This is a genomic window from Nitrosospira briensis C-128 (genome assembly GCF_000619905.2).
Lineage (GTDB): Bacteria > Pseudomonadota > Gammaproteobacteria > Burkholderiales > Nitrosomonadaceae > Nitrosospira > Nitrosospira briensis.
Map to the genome: position 1 here is coordinate 1,043,987 of NZ_CP012371.1, position 16,110 is coordinate 1,060,096.

11 protein-coding genes are annotated in these 16,110 nt (G+C 52.8%); 7 read left to right on the top strand and 4 right to left on the bottom strand.

The genetic code is table 11. The features are described from left to right. The first annotated feature begins 98 nt into the window (after nucleotides 1–98). Together F822_RS04790 and F822_RS04795 are read left to right on the top strand one after the other, a co-directional pair. Entirely contained in the window at nucleotides 99–1,337 is a 1,239-nt protein-coding gene (locus F822_RS04790) for an efflux RND transporter periplasmic adaptor subunit (RefSeq protein WP_025040294.1), read from the top strand. Beyond that, a complete protein-coding gene (locus tag F822_RS04795) occupies nucleotides 1,334–4,507 on the top strand; it encodes a multidrug efflux RND transporter permease subunit (protein WP_025040295.1) in 3,174 nt (1,057 codons plus the stop codon). Before F822_RS04790 ends, F822_RS04795 begins: the two co-directional genes overlap by 4 nt. Nucleotides 4,508–4,593: 86 nt before the next feature. On the opposite strand, the gene F822_RS04800 is transcribed toward F822_RS04795, so the two are convergent. Further along, nucleotides 4,594–5,517: a LysR family transcriptional regulator gene (locus F822_RS04800; protein WP_025040296.1), complete on the bottom strand. Its 924-nt coding sequence runs from the start codon at nucleotides 5,515–5,517 to the stop codon at nucleotides 4,594–4,596. Nucleotides 5,518–5,660: 143 nt separating this feature from the next. Here F822_RS04800 and F822_RS04805 point away from each other — a divergent pair, with 143 nt between their 5' ends. The 5 genes from F822_RS04805 to asd all read left to right on the top strand — a co-directional run bounded on the left by F822_RS04805 (nucleotide 5,661) and on the right by asd (nucleotide 12,073). Then, nucleotides 5,661–7,130: a ribulose-bisphosphate carboxylase large subunit gene (locus F822_RS04805; RefSeq protein WP_025040297.1), complete on the top strand. Its 1,470-nt coding sequence runs from the start codon at nucleotides 5,661–5,663 to the stop codon at nucleotides 7,128–7,130. Between the two features lie 25 nt (nucleotides 7,131–7,155). Continuing rightward, nucleotides 7,156–7,590 carry a ribulose bisphosphate carboxylase small subunit gene (locus F822_RS04810; RefSeq protein WP_025040298.1) on the top strand — a complete coding sequence of 145 codons (435 nt, stop codon included), beginning with the start codon at nucleotides 7,156–7,158 and terminating at the stop codon, nucleotides 7,588–7,590. Nucleotides 7,591–7,822: 232 nt separating this feature from the next. After that, nucleotides 7,823–8,782, top strand: coding sequence for a CbbX protein (gene cbbX / locus F822_RS04815; RefSeq protein WP_025040299.1), 960 nt, complete (start codon nucleotides 7,823–7,825; stop codon nucleotides 8,780–8,782). A gap of 186 nt (nucleotides 8,783–8,968) precedes the next feature. After that, entirely contained in the window at nucleotides 8,969–10,804 is a 1,836-nt protein-coding gene (locus tag F822_RS04820) for an ABCB family ABC transporter ATP-binding protein/permease (protein ID WP_025040300.1), read from the top strand. Nucleotides 10,805–11,203: 399 nt separating this feature from the next. Continuing rightward, nucleotides 11,204–12,073, top strand: a complete 870-nt coding sequence (asd, locus tag F822_RS04825; protein ID WP_025040301.1) for an archaetidylserine decarboxylase — start codon at nucleotides 11,204–11,206, stop codon at nucleotides 12,071–12,073. Nucleotides 12,074–12,207: 134 nt separating this feature from the next. On the opposite strand, the gene galU is transcribed toward asd, so the two are convergent. From galU to F822_RS04840, 3 genes are all read right to left on the bottom strand, one after another. After that, nucleotides 12,208–13,248, bottom strand: a complete 1,041-nt coding sequence (gene galU / locus F822_RS04830) for a UTP--glucose-1-phosphate uridylyltransferase GalU (RefSeq protein WP_082204598.1) — start codon at nucleotides 13,246–13,248, stop codon at nucleotides 12,208–12,210. Between the two features lie 141 nt (nucleotides 13,249–13,389). Further along, entirely contained in the window at nucleotides 13,390–14,919 is a 1,530-nt protein-coding gene (locus tag F822_RS04835; RefSeq protein WP_025040303.1) for a cytochrome b6, read from the bottom strand. Nucleotides 14,920–15,319: 400 nt separating this feature from the next. Further along, complete coding sequence (locus F822_RS04840) at nucleotides 15,320–16,099, bottom strand: Crp/Fnr family transcriptional regulator (RefSeq protein ID WP_025040304.1); 780 nt, start codon at nucleotides 16,097–16,099, stop codon at nucleotides 15,320–15,322. Between the last annotated feature and the right edge of the window lie 11 nt (nucleotides 16,100–16,110).

Consider the following 16,110-nt stretch of genomic DNA (forward strand, 5'->3'; position numbering starts at 1 on the left):
ATGCACATTCAGCAGCTGAATTCCCGGAAAAATCCGATCGCCGGGTAACTCAGCCCTGGAAACCTGTCCTCTATTCAGGGCAACCCAAGAGCCGGGATATGAATCTGACAATTCAGCGGTTAACAGCATCAGTCATCCGGGACGGAACCCGCATCATTCGCATGAGCGTAGGGTCGCTCCTGATCGTCCTCGCCGCTTGCTCGGAGAAAGCACCGCCCAGCTCGGCCCAGCCTGCCCCTGAAGTAGAAGTGATTACCGTAACCACGCAAACGGTCCCGGACGAACCGGAGTTTATCGGACGAACGGAGGCTTTCCGCCCGGTGGAGATTCGGCCGCAGGTTACCGGCATCATTCAAAAAATATTTTTTACCGAAGGCCGGAATATTCGCAAAGGTGAACAGTTGTACCTTATCGACCCTGTTCCCTTCAAAGCCGCTTATCTCAGCGCCAGCGCACGCGTGGCCCAGGCTCAGGCGCGCCTGGTGCAGGCGGAGCAGGATCTGGTCCGTGTAAAGCCCCTTCTCGAGGAACAGGCTGTCAGCAAAAAAAACGTCGACGATGCCGTAGCCGAGACACTGGCGGCCAAAGCCGCGCTGGAAGCGGCGCGCAGCGACTTGGTGAAGGCAAAATTCGATATGGACAATACGCTGATCACGGCGCCGGTAAGCGGCCGAGTCGGCCGTAGCCAGTTCTACGAAGGAAGGCTCGTCTCCGCACAGACGACCCTTTTGACGACTATCGATCAGCTGGACCCCATGTACGTCAATGTGAGCGTCCCGGAAAGCTATCTCCTCCGGCGGCGCCGCGATCTTGCCGAACACAGGATCGAGAGACCGAGTATTTTTCAGTTACGGGGCGTGATGACCTTTTCCGACGGGAGCGTATACCCGGGAGAAGGACTACTTGATTTTGCGGATGTCAACTTACGATCCGAGACAGGCATGCTACAGACGCGATTCACATTTCCCAATCCGGAAGGAGGCTTTGCGCCGGGGCAGTCCTATTTTTATCCTGGGCAGTTCGTCAAAATTCGCCTCAAGGGGTATATCCGACCTGATGCGATCCTCATCCCGCAACGAGCCGTTCAACAGATGCCTACCGGATCGTTTGTCTATGTGATCGGCGAGGGTGACAAGGCGGAGCTTCGCCCGGTTCAGGCAAGTTTATGGTACGAAAACGAGTGGTTGATCGACGACGGCCTCCGGCCAGGAGAACGGGTGGTGGTGGAGGGCTTCCATCGGGTTCGACCAGGGGCTCAGGTGACCGCTGTCCCATTCCAGGATGGAAAGACTCCAAATAGTCGTCTGGAGGAAAAACCCACGCAGAACGCACCATGAGTTCCCATTTTTTTATCGATCGTCCAATTTTTGCCTCGGTCCTGTCCATCATTATTGTCGTGCTGGGTCTGGTGTCTTTGCAAAAGCTGCCGATAGCGCAATTTCCGCAAATTACGCCACCCATGGTGCAGATTGATGCGGATTATCCCGGCGCAAGCGCGGAAATTGTCGCCGAAGCGGTAGCGCGTCCGATCGAGGTACAGCTTCCCGGAATCGACAATCTCCTCTACTACGACTCCACCAGTACGAATGATGGGCACATGACGATGAGGCTCACGTTCGAGATCGGAACTGATGTGGATATCGCGCAGGTCCAGACGCAGAACCGGCAACGCCTTGCCGAACCCCAACTGCCCGATGAAGTCATCCGTCAGGGGGTGACCGTAAAAAAGACGTCGCCGGATCTGCTGGCGGTCATCATGCTGAGCTCCACCGATCCCAGGCATGAGACGGTTTTTCTCTCGAACTATGCCCTGCTTCGCGTTCTCGACAACGTCAAACGAATCCCCGGTGTCGGCGACGCCATCATCTTCGGCGCGCAAAATTATTCGATGCGGTTGATCCTCAATCCCGTCCGCATGGCGCAACTCGATATCACGCCGACCGAAATTGCGGCTGTGGTTCGCGAGCAGAATCGGGATTTCCCAGCCGGGAGAATAGGTCGCGAACCCACGCCCAAAGGCACCGAGCTTACCATTCCCGTCATTACGCGTGGCCGAATGAGCGAGGTCAAGGAATTCGAGGATATGATCGTTCGAGCTTATCCGGACGGTTCCATGGTCCGAATGAGGGATATCGCACGGGTGGAGCTGGGTGCTCAATCCTATGACCTTGAAGGGCGATGGAACGGGCAGCCGAACGCGTTCCTGCTGACCTTTCTTTCTCCGGGCGCCAATGCGCTCGAGACGGTCAAGCATGTTCGCCAGGAAATGGAAAAACTGGCCAGAAGCTTTCCGGCGGGCGTGTCCTATGATATTCCCTACGACACGACCACATTCATTGATGTCTCTATCAAAGAAGTGGTGAAAACCCTTATTGAAGCGACGCTCCTGGTCATCCTGGTCGTCTTTCTTTTTCTGCAGAGCTGGCGTGCGACGCTCATCCCGGCCGTCGCCGTTCCAATTTCCCTCATTGGAACGCTGGCAGGGATGGAAGCGCTGGGATTCTCGATCAATACGCTGACCTTGTTTGGCATGGTGCTGGCAATCGGCATCGTGGTGGATGATGCGATCGTTGTGGTGGAGAATGTCGAGCGGCATATGACCAAGGGAGGTTTGTCACCCAGGGACGCAGCCAAAAAAGCCATGGACGAGGTAACGGGGCCCGTGGTTGCAATTGTCCTTGTGCTGGCTGCCGTGTTTGTTCCGGTCGCTTTTCTAGGCGGAATTACCGGTGAGCTGTATAAACAGTTTGCCATCACCATTGCCCTGTCCGTGGCCATTTCCGGGTTCGTGGCGCTTACGCTCAGCCCCGCGCTTTGCGCACTGGTCCTCAAGCCAGGTCACGACTCGGCCAATAAGTTCTGGAATATTTTCAACCGGTCGTTTGACTGGATTCAGGGCCGCTACGTTGGAACCGTCGGGACGATCCTGAAGCGATCCTTGATTGCTCTGGCCATCTTCGGAGCGCTGATAATCGTCATCCTCGGGCTGTTCAAAACCATTCCGGGCAGTTTCCTTCCGGAAGAAGATCAAGGCTATTTTATTACGATCGTCCAATTGCCGGAGGGCGCATCCAAAACACGGACGATCGAGGTCCTGAAAAAAATAGAAACCTATTTCCGGGCAAATCCCGCGGTCCATTCGACGGATGTCCTGGCGGGTCAGAATTTTGTGTTCGGCACACGGGGAACGAATCAAGCAACGATGTTCGTGCCGCTGCAACATTGGGATACGCGAACAGATCCCAGCGACCAGGTCCCGGGTCTTATTGCGGCGGCTCTCGGGGAATTTGCCAAAATCCCCGAGGCCTTGATTCTTGCATTTAATGCGCCTTCCATCCCGGGTCTGGGTTCCACAGGAGGTTTCTCGCTTCAATTGCAAGATCCCAGCGGCGGCGATTTTACCGAGTTCGCCGCCGTCGCTCAGGAGTTTGTAGCCAAGGCGGTGGAATACCCTGCGATCGCGGCTGCCAATACAAATTTTCGGGTAAGCACCCCACGGCTGTATGCCCAGGTAGACCGTGAGCGGGCTAAAGCGCTGGGGGTGCCCATTTCTGAAGTCTTCGATACCATGCAGGCTTATTTTGGAAATCTGTATGTCAACGATTTTGTGAAATTCGGCCGCGTCTACCGGGTGCAAACAGAGGCGCTACCGGAGTATCGTTCCCGCCCGGACGACATCAGCAAAGTATATGTGCGCGCCCAGAATGGTACGGAACATACTATGATCCCGCTGGACTCGGTCGTGTCAACCGAATTCAGCAGCGGCCCGGACCCGGTTACGCATTTCAATGGCTTCAATACCGCGCTCGTACTGGGCGGCGCCGCGCCGGGATACAGCTCGGGACAGGCGCTGGCAGCGCTGGAGCAAGCAGCAAATGAAATCCTGATACCTCGCGGTTATACGATCGACTGGAGCGGGATATCATTTCAGGAGCAGAAGGCTGGAGGACAGTCCATCATGGTATTTGCCTTCGCTCTGCTCATGGTCTTTCTGGTGCTGGCCGCGCTGTACGAAAGCTGGTCCGTTCCCTTCGCAGTCATTCTTGCGATACCTTTCGGGGTCCTGGGAGCGCTACTGGCCATATGGGTTCGCGGGTTAACCAATGACATCTATTTTCAGATCGGATTGATAACGTTGATCGGTCTCACGGCAAAAAACGCAATCCTGATTGTCGAGTTTGCGAATCAGCGATATGCTGAAGGCGTGCCGCTGGTCGATGCCGCGCTCGAAGCGGCACGCCTTCGTTTCCGACCTATCATCATGACCTCCATGGCCTTCATCCTGGGGGTGTTTCCGCTTGTGGTGGCGTCGGGGGCAGGCGCAGCAAGCCGGAATTCCATCGGCACGGGCGTGTTCGGCGGGATGCTGGCCGCCACATTCCTGGCCATTTTTTTTGTACCGCTCTTTTTTGTCATGATAGGCAAGATCACTCGGCGAGGTAAGCAACCAACCGCTGAGCCTCAACAGATTGAGGCTGGCGATTTATATCCTGAAGAAAAATCATAGCGTCCAATGCGAATACCGCATCGAATGGCAGCGGAGGGTAGCCGGAATCAGACTCAATAAAACAGGTGGATAACAACACTGCTACTTCAGTGTTTCACTCCTGTTATTTCCGGCATCAGCGCTGGGGCCTCCTTCAATAAAAACTCCCTGAATGCTTGCGCTACGCTAGAAAGCCGCTTGTTTTTTCGGTGCACCACATGCCAATGGCGAATGATTGGAAAATCCTGCACATCCAGAATCGAGAGACGCTTTGTCTCCAGTTCCAGCTCAGCGGTATGCAACGACATGATGCCCAGCCCCATCCCCGCTTGTACCGCCTGCTTTATCGCCTCGCTGGTATCCGTTTCCATCCCCCGGTTAATGGCAATATGATGCGCCGCAAAGAAACGTTCCATTGCACCACGCGTGCCCGAACCGGGCTCACGCACGAGGAAAGTTTCCTGCTCCAGCCGTTTTACGGGAATACGGCGCATCTTGCATAAGGGATGATTCGGTGGCGCAATGACCACCAACGGATTCTCCATAAAAGACTCAGAAGCGATGTCGGGGCCATCCGGTGGTTGCCCCATAATGGCCATATCAACCGCATTGTCGGATAATTGCTTCAGGACCGTCTCCCGATTAGCGACATTCAGGCTGACGGTAACACCGCTATAGCGCTGGCAGAATCTTGCGAGCAGGTGCGGGGCAAAATAATTGGCAGTACTCACTACCGCGATATTCAGTTTGCCTCGCTCCAGGCCCTTCAACTCATCGAGCGCCAGTTCCATATCGGCCAGTTGCTGGGAGATCGCGCGGCTGTAATGATAAAGTTCGCGTCCGGCATCCGTCAGATAGATTTTCTTGCCCATCTGTTCAAACAACGGCAGACCGATACTTTGCTCCAACTGCTTGATCTGCATCGAGACCGCGGGTTGGGTCAGGAAGAGGCTTTCGGCCGCACGCGAAAAGCTCAGGTGGCTGGCCACGGATTCGAAAACCTTTAATTGCCTCAGAGTGAGATGTAGCATGGTCGTTTTGCCGGGGTCGATTTTGAGGAATAATATAAGATAAAGATTATCATAACAATCAAAACACGTGACTGTTGTTTATGATAATTCCGGTTACAATGCACCCTGTAGTACTTTTATCTACCCCTATGAGGAGAATCGACATGAGTGAAGAATTAACCGGCAAGGAACGCTACAAATCCGGCGTACTGCCCTACAAAAAAATGGGTTACTGGGATTCCGATTACGTACCCAAAGATACGGATGTCATTGCTGTGTTTCGTATTACCCCTCAGCCAGGGGTGGACCATGAGGAAGCCGCCGCCGCTGTTGCCGGCGAATCTTCCACCGCAACCTGGACCGTGGTATGGACCGACCGGCTGACCGCCGCCGAGCTCTACCGCGCCAAGGCCTATCGCTCCGAGCTGGTGCCCAACACCGGGCCAGGCACCAAGAACGAGCCTCAGTATTTCGCCTACATCGCCTACGATCTGGACTTGTTCGAAGGCGGTTCCATTGCCAACCTGACCGCATCGATCATTGGCAACGTATTTGGTTTCAAGGCCGTAAAAGCACTACGTCTGGAAGACATGCGCATTCCGGTCGCTTACCTGAAAACTTTCCAGGGTCCCGCTACCGGGATCGTGGTAGAACGCGAACGCCTCGACAAATTCGGACGTCCGTTGCTGGGCGCCACCACCAAACCGAAGCTGGGTTTATCAGGACGTAATTATGGGCGCGTAGTCTATGAAGGGCTCAAGGGTGGTCTCGACTTCATGAAAGACGACGAGAATATCAATTCTCAGGCCTTTATGCACTGGCGCGACCGTTTTCTGTATTGCATGGAAGCTGTCAACAAGGCGTCCGCTGCGACAGGTGAAGTCAAGGGCCACTACCTGAACGTCACGGCAGGCACGATGGAAGAAATGTACGAGCGCGCTGAATTCGCTAAATCGCTGGGCTCGATCATCATCATGATTGATCTGGTGATCGGCTACACGGCCATCCAGTCGATGGCCAAATGGGCACGCCAGAACGACATGATTCTGCACCTGCACCGTGCCGGCAACTCAACCTACTCGCGCCAGAAGAATCACGGCATGAATTTCCGCGTGATCTGCAAATGGATGCGTATGGCGGGCGTGGATCATATACATGCGGGTACGGTCGTTGGGAAGCTTGAGGGTGACCCACTCATGATCAAAGGCTTTTACGACACATTGCGCGACACGCATACTCCGAAGAATCTCGAAACCGGCCTGTTCTTCGAGCAGGACTGGGCTTCTCTGAACAAGGTCATGCCGGTCGCTTCAGGCGGCATTCACGCGGGTCAGATGCACCAGTTGCTTGATTATCTCGGCGAAGACGTGATATTGCAGTTTGGCGGTGGAACGATCGGTCACCCAATGGGCATACAGGCCGGTGCTGTTGCCAATCGTGTTGCGCTGGAAGCGATGGTCCTGGCGCGTAATGAAGGTCGCGATTACGTGAATGAAGGCCCCAAGATTCTCGAAGCCGCAGCCAAATGGTGCACGCCGCTCAAGCAAGCGCTGGATACCTGGAAAGACATCACCTTCAACTACGAATCCACTGATACTGCCGATTTTGTGCCGTCCACCACGGCCAGCGTTTAATCATATTCAAGGAGATATATAAACCATGATGACCAATGTAGGAAATCTCGTCACGCAGGGGCAGTTTTCTTTCCTGCCCCCATTGACGGACAAACAAATCTCGGCGCAAATTAAATATGCGCTGAAGAACAATTGGGCAATAGGCATTGAATATACCGATGACCCGCATCCACGCAACACTTATTGGGAGATGTTTGGCAATCCGATGTTCGATCTGAAGGATCCCGCCGGCATATTGGGCGAGATCAATGACTGCCGTAAAACCTATCCGAATCATTACATACGGGTAACGGCATTCAACTCCACTCGTGGAGTCGAGAGTCCAACCATGTCGTACATCGTCAACCGTCCCAAAACCGAACCGGGCTTTGGCGTGGTACGTCAGGAAACGGAAGGTCGCTGCATTCGCTACACCATTCATTCCTACGCAACCGACAAACCGGAAGCCGAGCGGTATTAATCAGATCTCCCCTATCCCTTTTGACGGATAGGGGTTGATTGGGGGCAGGAAACGAATGGGTAGCCAACAGCGCTCAATCGCCTTCTGCCTCTTCCCTGGTTGCTCTTAGCACTACCCTGATTTCAATTAGTAGCAAGGCGGCACACGCGACACCTATGGTGTCTGGCGGGCGCGAATAACTTTATAATTTTCCCCGTACAAGCTTTGTATGGCTATTTTGTATGGATCAAACGTGAAAAAACCTTCAAAAGAACCCATTTCTTCGGATGATGATAATCCGGTCGATCTGGCTGCGGAATTTCGCGACTCCAACATCAAGGAGGTGTTGGACAAGCTGGATCTCGAGTTGATCGGCCTTAAGCCGGTTAAAACGCGTATTCGCGAAACAGCTGCGCTGTTGCTTGTCGATCGCCTGCGCAAAAAACTGGATCTGACCGCCGGCGCACCCAGCCTGCACATGTGTTTCACCGGCAACCCCGGTACCGGGAAGACAACCGTGGCGTTACGCATGTCCGAAATCCTGCACCGCCTGGGATATGTGCGTGAAGGGCATCTTGTCTCGGTCACACGTGATGACCTGGTGGGTCAATATATCGGCCACACCGCACCTAAAACCAAAGAGGTATTGAAGAAAGCAATGGGCGGCGTCCTGTTCATTGACGAAGCCTACTATCTTTATAAACCCGAGAATGAACGCGACTATGGTGCCGAATCGATAGAGATTCTGTTACAGGCCATGGAGAACAACCGGGAAGACCTGGTTGTAATATTGGCTGGCTACAAAGACCGGATGGATAAATTTTTCCATAGCAACCCGGGCATGCGTTCGCGCATAGCGCATCATATCGACTTCCCGGACTATGGCGCCGATGAGTTGGTCGCCATCGCCAAGCTCATGCTGGCTGCGCAAAACTACCGCTTCAGCCCGGAGGGCGAGAAAGCTTTTCGCGAATATATCGGGCTAAGAATGAAGCTGGAGCATTTTGCGAATGCCCGTTCCGTTCGCAATGCGCTTGATCGAGCGCGGCTGCGCCAAGCCAATCGCCTGTTCGCCGGGGCGAAGAAAAACCTTTCGCGAATAGATCTGATGACTATCGAAGCCGAAGACATCCGCGCAAGCCGGGTGTTCAAGGAAGGCGCGGTAGATCTGGATGGCGATGAGGGAGCGAATGTGATACCGTCAATCGGTTGATCTGATATATCAATTCATAATAAAACAACACTGAAATTATCAAAGCGTGACATGAGGGCGCCCACTCGGGCGCCCTTTTTTTTTGCATAGCGGAACGACATGCCTGCGGGTCATCTGCCACGTCATTAGCGACAGCACCACGTTATACTTATTCAACCATTTGACATTCATTCAAAAAAATAACTGATGCGTCCCACCCGCCTGGAAAAACCATCCGCCAATCGCAACGATTTGCAGACTATTCGTTCTTTGCTGCCCTATCTGTGGGAATTCAAAGGCCGGGTAATCACGGCACTGACACTGCTGATCCTGGCCAAGCTCGCCAACGTATCTGTACCGCTGATTCTCAAGGAAATCATAGACGCGCTTGACCGTCCGCGCGCGCTGATGGTTCTGCCGGCTCTGATGCTCTTGGGTTACGGTATCTTGCGCCTGTGCAGCACGCTGTTCGGTGAACTGCGCGATGCCGTATTCGCCAAGGTGACACAGCGCGCCATTCGGCGGGTAGCAATCAGAGTGTTCAACCACTTGCATGCATTGTCGCTGCGTTTTCACCTGGAACGTCAAACAGGCGGCGTCTCCCGCGACATCGAACGCGGCACGCGAGGTATCTCGTTTTTGCTTAACTTCATGTTGTTCAACATTCTGCCTACGCTGCTGGAAATCGGCTTGGTAGCCGCTATTCTTCTCTCCAGATACGACATTTGGTTCTCCGTGGTTATTTTTGCGACGCTGGCTGCCTATATTGCACTCACGCTGATCGTTACCGAGTGGCGCATGATCTTTCGTCGCACCATGAACGACATGGATTCGAAAGCCAATACCCAGGCCATAGACAGTTTGCTGAACTATGAAACAGTCAAATATTTTGGCAATGAGTCATGGGAGGCGCGGCGCTACGACGAGCATATGCAAAAGTGGGAGACTGCGGCCGTGCGAAACCAGACTTCGCTGGCAGCGCTCAATTCCGGGCAAAGTGCCATCATCGCGGTCGGTGTCACCCTGCTGCTGTGGTTGGCAGCGGATGGCGTCATCGAGGGCACCATGTCGTTAGGCGATCTCGTACTGGTCAACACCTTTATGCTCCAGCTATATATGCCTCTGCATTTTCTGGGATTCGTTTATCGCGAAATCAAGCATTCCCTGGCGGATATGGAAAAAATGTTCAGCTTATTGGCGGAGAATGAGGAGATAAAAGACAAATCAGACGCAGCCGATCTCATTCCCGAACATGCAGCGGTTCGCTTTGAGGAAGTGAATTTTAGCTATGAGCCCAATCGCCAGATTCTGTTTAACGTGAGCTTCGACATACCGGCTGGGCGTAACGTAGCAGTGGTCGGACATAGCGGATCCGGTAAGTCGACATTGGCCCGCCTGCTGTTCCGTTTCTACGATATCAACAGCGGCCGTATTTTGATAAACAATCAGGATATTCGCGATGTCACTCAACAAAGCCTGCGTGCAGCGGTGGGCATCGTGCCCCAGGACACCGTGCTGTTCAATGACAGTATTTATTACAATATTGCCTACGGGCGCCCGGATGCTGCCCGCGAAGAAGTACTCGAAGCCGCCAGGCTGGCGCACATTCACGACTTCATCGAAAGCCTGCCGGGAAAGTATGAAACTACGGTAGGAGAACGAGGATTGAAACTTTCGGGTGGAGAAAAACAACGTGTCGCGATTGCACGCGCAATTCTGAAAAATCCCAAAATTATTATTTTCGATGAGGCCACGTCGGCACTCGATTCAAAATCGGAAAAAGCCATCCAGGCAGAGTTGAAGCGTATTGCCGTGGATCGGACTACACTGACCATTGCGCATCGATTGTCCACTATCGCGGATGCCGACCAGATTCTGGTCATGGACAGCGGTAGTATTATTGAACGTGGCACCCACTGGGAGCTGCTTGCAGCAAACGGTACCTATGCCCACATGTGGGAACTGCAACAGCAGGAAGAACAAACAAGACAACTGCTGGATGGTACCGAAGCGCACGTGGATACCATTGCGAGCTCGGGTTAGTTTTTCCGTCAACCATCATTCGCTATTGTCGAGGATAGATGGCGCCAGATGTATCCGGACAATATCGGGCACGCCATTGGTCAGTTCGGATAACGGCTGAAGCGCTTCCAAAAATCAGCGTGGCTCCAATCCCTACTACTGGAAAAAATACGATGTACCTGAAAAGGTTCTCCTATTAAGCATAGTACAAGTCATTTACGGTAAATGACTTGCCCGGTGTACGATATCGCTGTGTGGAATCCGGTGGGAATTTTTTATGACCTACTCGTGTCGAAAAAATATTGAGCGGTCAAAATATTTTTGATCCATAGAGCACAAACGAAATCCACAAGGCGTTTTAGCAAGACTTAATTTACCCAACCTAATATAATTACCGTCCGGCTTCCAAAGGTACCCAAAGTGTCCAAGGCGTCTTTTTCGGTTCTTCCGCAATATCTGCTACCCAAGCAGGCAATTACCGTGTTTGCCGGAAAGGTTGCAAGCGCCCGCGCGGGTCGTCTGACGGCATTTTTGATTCGTTGGTTCATCAAGCGCTACGATGTGAATATGGACGAAACGATTAATCCGGATATTCACAGTTATAGGACCTTTAATGATTTTTTTACTCGCGCGTTGCTCCCCGGGAAGCGGCCCCTGGCCCAAGCGGACTTTATTTGTCCGGTCGACGGCAGTATAAGTCAGCTAGGCGTTATTCGCGGCGATCAAATATTTCAGGCCAAGGGGCATAATTATTCTACGACCGCGTTGGTCGGCGGCGATAGCGAGTTGGCTGAGAAATTTCGCGGAGGTAAGTTTGCGACGCTGTATCTGAGCCCTAAGGACTACCATCGGGTACATATGCCTTGCGATGGCCGATTGACTCGTATGATATATGTCCCAGGCGTGTTGTTCTCCGTAAATCCTCTTACAGCCCGCGGCATTCCAAGCCTTTTCGCCCGCAACGAGCGTGTCATTTGTGTATTCGAGTCGGAGCGTGGGCCATTTGTGCTAGCGCTGGTAGGCGCCACCATTGTTGGAAGTATTGCCACGACGTGGCATGGTGTCGTGAATCCTAAACGCCCTGGACGTGTTCGCGAATGGCGGTACGATTCGCAAAACCTGATCCTCAGAAAAGGCGATGAAATGGGCCGTTTTCAGCTAGGCTCAACGGTGGTGATGTTATTTCCCAAAAATACAATGCAATTCAATTCATTTTGGACGCCCATGCGAGCCATACGTTTCGGCGAAATGATGGCCATCGGAACCAGCGACAACAATCGGGATGTGTAGTCACACCTGGTTCCATGAAATGAGATGGACCGCTTTCTTGAAATCCCACTGTTATTAAAAGTCCCGAAACAAACTACATCAGAAGCACGGCGCCCCCCAACTCAGCACTGATCCGGAAGCCTAGTCTGGATTGTTCAGGCTGAGGCACTCTTCAACACTACCGAACGAGCAACAGGCTTGTCGATAGCGAGATTCGATGGATAGGAACGTTCGGACGCGAGTTCACGCCCTACTCGCAGTATCACTTCCCGGAATTGCCTGCCTACCTCGGGATGCTGCAAACCATAAGCTACCGTGGCTTCCAAAAAACCTATCTTGCTGCCGCAATCATAATGCCTGCCCTGGTAACGGTAGCTCACCACGGATTCCAGTTTGAGAAGACGCGCGATGCCGTCCGTAAGCTGGATTTCTCCCCCTACCCCAGGGTCCAGATTTGCGAGGCATTCGAAAATCGTGGGCGAAAGAATATAACGACCTACGATAGCCAAGTTGGACGGGGCCACATCGGGCGAAGGCTTCTCCACTACGTTTCGAATTTTCATGGTGCGGCTTTCGGCATCCTCCCCGAAAGCGTCCACAATTCCATAATGACAGGTGTCTTCGCGGGGCACCGTCCGGACAGCCACGAGACTGCTCGGTGCTTGCTCGTACTGGGAAATCATCTGCGCCAGTACAGGGGGTTGGGCATCAATCAGATCATCCGGAAGCAGCACAGCAAAAGGCTCGTTCCCGATTTGATGCTGAGCGCATAAAATCGCGTGTCCCAGTCCCCTGGGCTCTTCCTGGCGCACAAAAGTGAAACGGACCCCGTTGGGTGTGAGTTGCCGCAACATCTTCAATGACGCATGTTTCTCTTGTGAAGCCAGTTCGTTTTCCAGTTCCACCGCACGATGGAGATGGTCTTCAATAGATCGCTTGCTGCGATGAGTGACAAAAACGATCTCTTCGATACCTGCCGCCGCTGCTTCATCCACCGCATATTGAATCAGTGGCCGATCCACGATTGGCAACATTTCTTTAGCTACCGCCTTGGTTGCAGGCAGAAAACGCGTGCCGAGCCCCGCGACGGGGAATACGGCCTTTCGCACCAATTTTGTCGATTTACGAATAGATGCGCCACTAAATGACACGACTTCTTTTCGGTTTGGAGTTGCAGTTGCAGCGGAAATACTCATGAGTCCTCTCCCTGATTATGTCGTCATCTTTACATCGATCGTTTATATTCCAGTCATAAAATTCTAAGGATGTGTTCACTGTGTTTCATTCAATACATATAAATCCATTTTTTCTCTTGCGCCGAAGCTGCGAAGCGTTAACTATAGTTGGCGCATATAAGCTACCAAGTCGGATTTCTCTTCATCTGTCAGTTTGAGCTGCAACACGAGATTGAAGAATTCAACCGTATCTTCGAGGGTCAGCAAACGGCCATCATGCAGATAAGGGGGGCTATCCTTGATGCCTCGCAACGTGAAGGTCTTTATTGGTCCGTCTCCTGGCTCGTTTACGAAGCGTTCGAGTTTCAGGTCGTGCATTTGCTGATCAAGAAAAGAGGGCGGCTGATGACAGCTCACGCACTGACCCTTCCCGAAAAAAACTTTTTCACCGCGAAGTTCATGTGCGGTCGCTTTGGACGGATCGAGCCGACCTTGCGTATTGAGTTTTGGCGCGGGGGGGAAATCCAGCATATTCTGAAGCTGCGCCATATGACTCACGTGAATTCGATCGAATATCGTAAGGCCCTTTTTCATCGAATGGATCGCGTCTCCATTGAAGTAGGCGGTACGGAATTCGAACTCGGTGAAGTCTTCCACCGAACGAAGGCTGCGCTTGGAACCATGAATCTGCTGGTTGAATAACCCGCGCAAGCTGACCGTATCGAGGCGAAAACGCCGCTCCTCGGGCCGGATATCGGGGCTGAGATGAAACTGCCCTGTCGTATGACCATTTACATGGCAGTCGAGACAAGTCACTCCCAGGCTGGGTTGGGCACTTTTGCGATCGTCCGTCGGGTTGAATTCTTCCTGCGGGAAAGGGGTGAGCAGCATCCTCAGACCATCCAGTTGTACTGGTGTCAGGATATCCTTGAACAGGCGATAATAATTGTTGATCGATACTACTTCGCCCCGCGAGACGTCTCCTAGTTCAGGCCGGTTCTGAAGAAACATGGCCGGAGGGAATTCCGGAAGAAATGCTTCGGGCAAATCATGTTCGACGTCAAACCGCTCCAGGCGTGGAAACATGTCGATCTGAGCCTGGGTGAAGACTTGTCCCCCTGGGGATTGCTTCGGGTGAGGTAACGCCGGATACGGGAACATGTTTTTTACCCGTATTTCCGGTGGAGACATGTCGGCTAATTTTTGCCAGGTCATTCCCGCGGGTAGACGCGCTGTCGGCCCAACAGCCAGAGGTTTTCCACGCGACATTTTCGCTTCTCTATCAAGCCGGGGAGTTAAATCGTATCGCCGCAAGAGGAGTTCTCGCTGTGTTTTCATGACCTTGGGACGAGCGGCCACATCGGCTTTCATGGTTTCCTCGAAGGTCTGCATCGGCTTTTTCGCGTTCAGGGGATCACGATAAAATTCGAATCCCAATGTCTTTCCCTTGTCGGGCTGATTTTCAAAAGCGGGCGAAGAAGGCATCGCATTCGGGGCAGCAAATTCGCTGGAACGGTCGTGCTCATTCTTCTGCTGTTCTGGCCGGGTAACGCGTGTTTCGCGCACGGTCTGAGCGCGAACGACAGCATCCTGCGATTGCGGATCTGCCGAGCGGGTGTCGTAATCGTTCTGGCCGAAAACGCTTCCCGTGGTCAACCCTAAGCCAAACATCAGAAAACCCAGTCTTTTCATGGTAGATCTCCATTCTTGATCGCGGGAAGCGTTATCAGCTCTTCACGTTCATTTTTTTCGGATATCCCACACGTTTAATTAATCAGCGTGAATAGTCCCATGCCTCAGGTAACAGGTCTGTGCGAAACCGCACACTAGCAGCCTGTCAGGCTTGAAGAATCACAGCGAAAAAGTGACTGGGCGAGGGCAGATTTTGAGGATTTTGAAGGCTAATAGTTATTCTATTGGCCGAAAAAGCGGCGAAATATGAACCGCCCAGACGCTTTTGCAACCGATTTCCTTTAAGTCCGACAGACTGCTGGGGATTGAGCATTCTCTCTTCCGATCTCACGCTCGACAGTAGACGCCTCGCCTTGTTTCCTTTCTCAAGGCGACTGTCATGTTCGGGAAAAGTTGTGACCTACTCGATTGATTGGAAAAACCGCTTGAATTGTTTCTCGGGAAGCCGTCCAAAATAGGTGGCGGACGATAGATAAGTTTCCAGCAACCGCTCATACTCTTCTTTTACGATCTTGTAGTTCTCGCCCGCGCTGGCTTCCAGTTGATTGCGGTCCGCTATCGCGATGTGGCCTCGTCTGCAATGAATCGCACCGGCCATGTGTAGTTTGTTCGCTGCTACCGTTACGCTTTCCCGGCGTACTCCCAGCATAATTCCAGCCTGTTCATGCGTGATGTGAAGCTCATTGCCCGAGAGGCGGTCCAGGCTCATCAGCAGAAAGTAGGCAAGCTGCTGATCGACAGTATGATATCGATTTGAAACCGCTATCTGTTCCGTCTGGATCATCAGCGCATGTGCAAAACGCAGGAGGAAATGTCGTAGCTCGGTTCCCGCCTCAAATTCACTTTTTAATAAGCCAGTTTTGATCCGATAAGCTTCACCTGTGCTCTGCACTATCACGCGAGCGTGGCTGCTCTCGCCGCCAAAAAGAACAGAAATATCGACCACGCCTTCATTACCGATGATGCCGATCTGGGTGCACGCGCCGTTTTCAGTCTCATACAGCCGCGTGACGATGCAGCTCGTCGGAAAATATAGATACCTTATGGGGAGCCCAATCTCATAAATTACGTAACCCGCCGGCATCGATACCAGCTCAAGGAGAGGTAGCAGATGTGTGTAGTCCGCAAGGGAAAGTGCTGCCAGCATTCTGTTCTGCTTGGGGCTTTGAGGCGGAGGCATGATAAATCCCA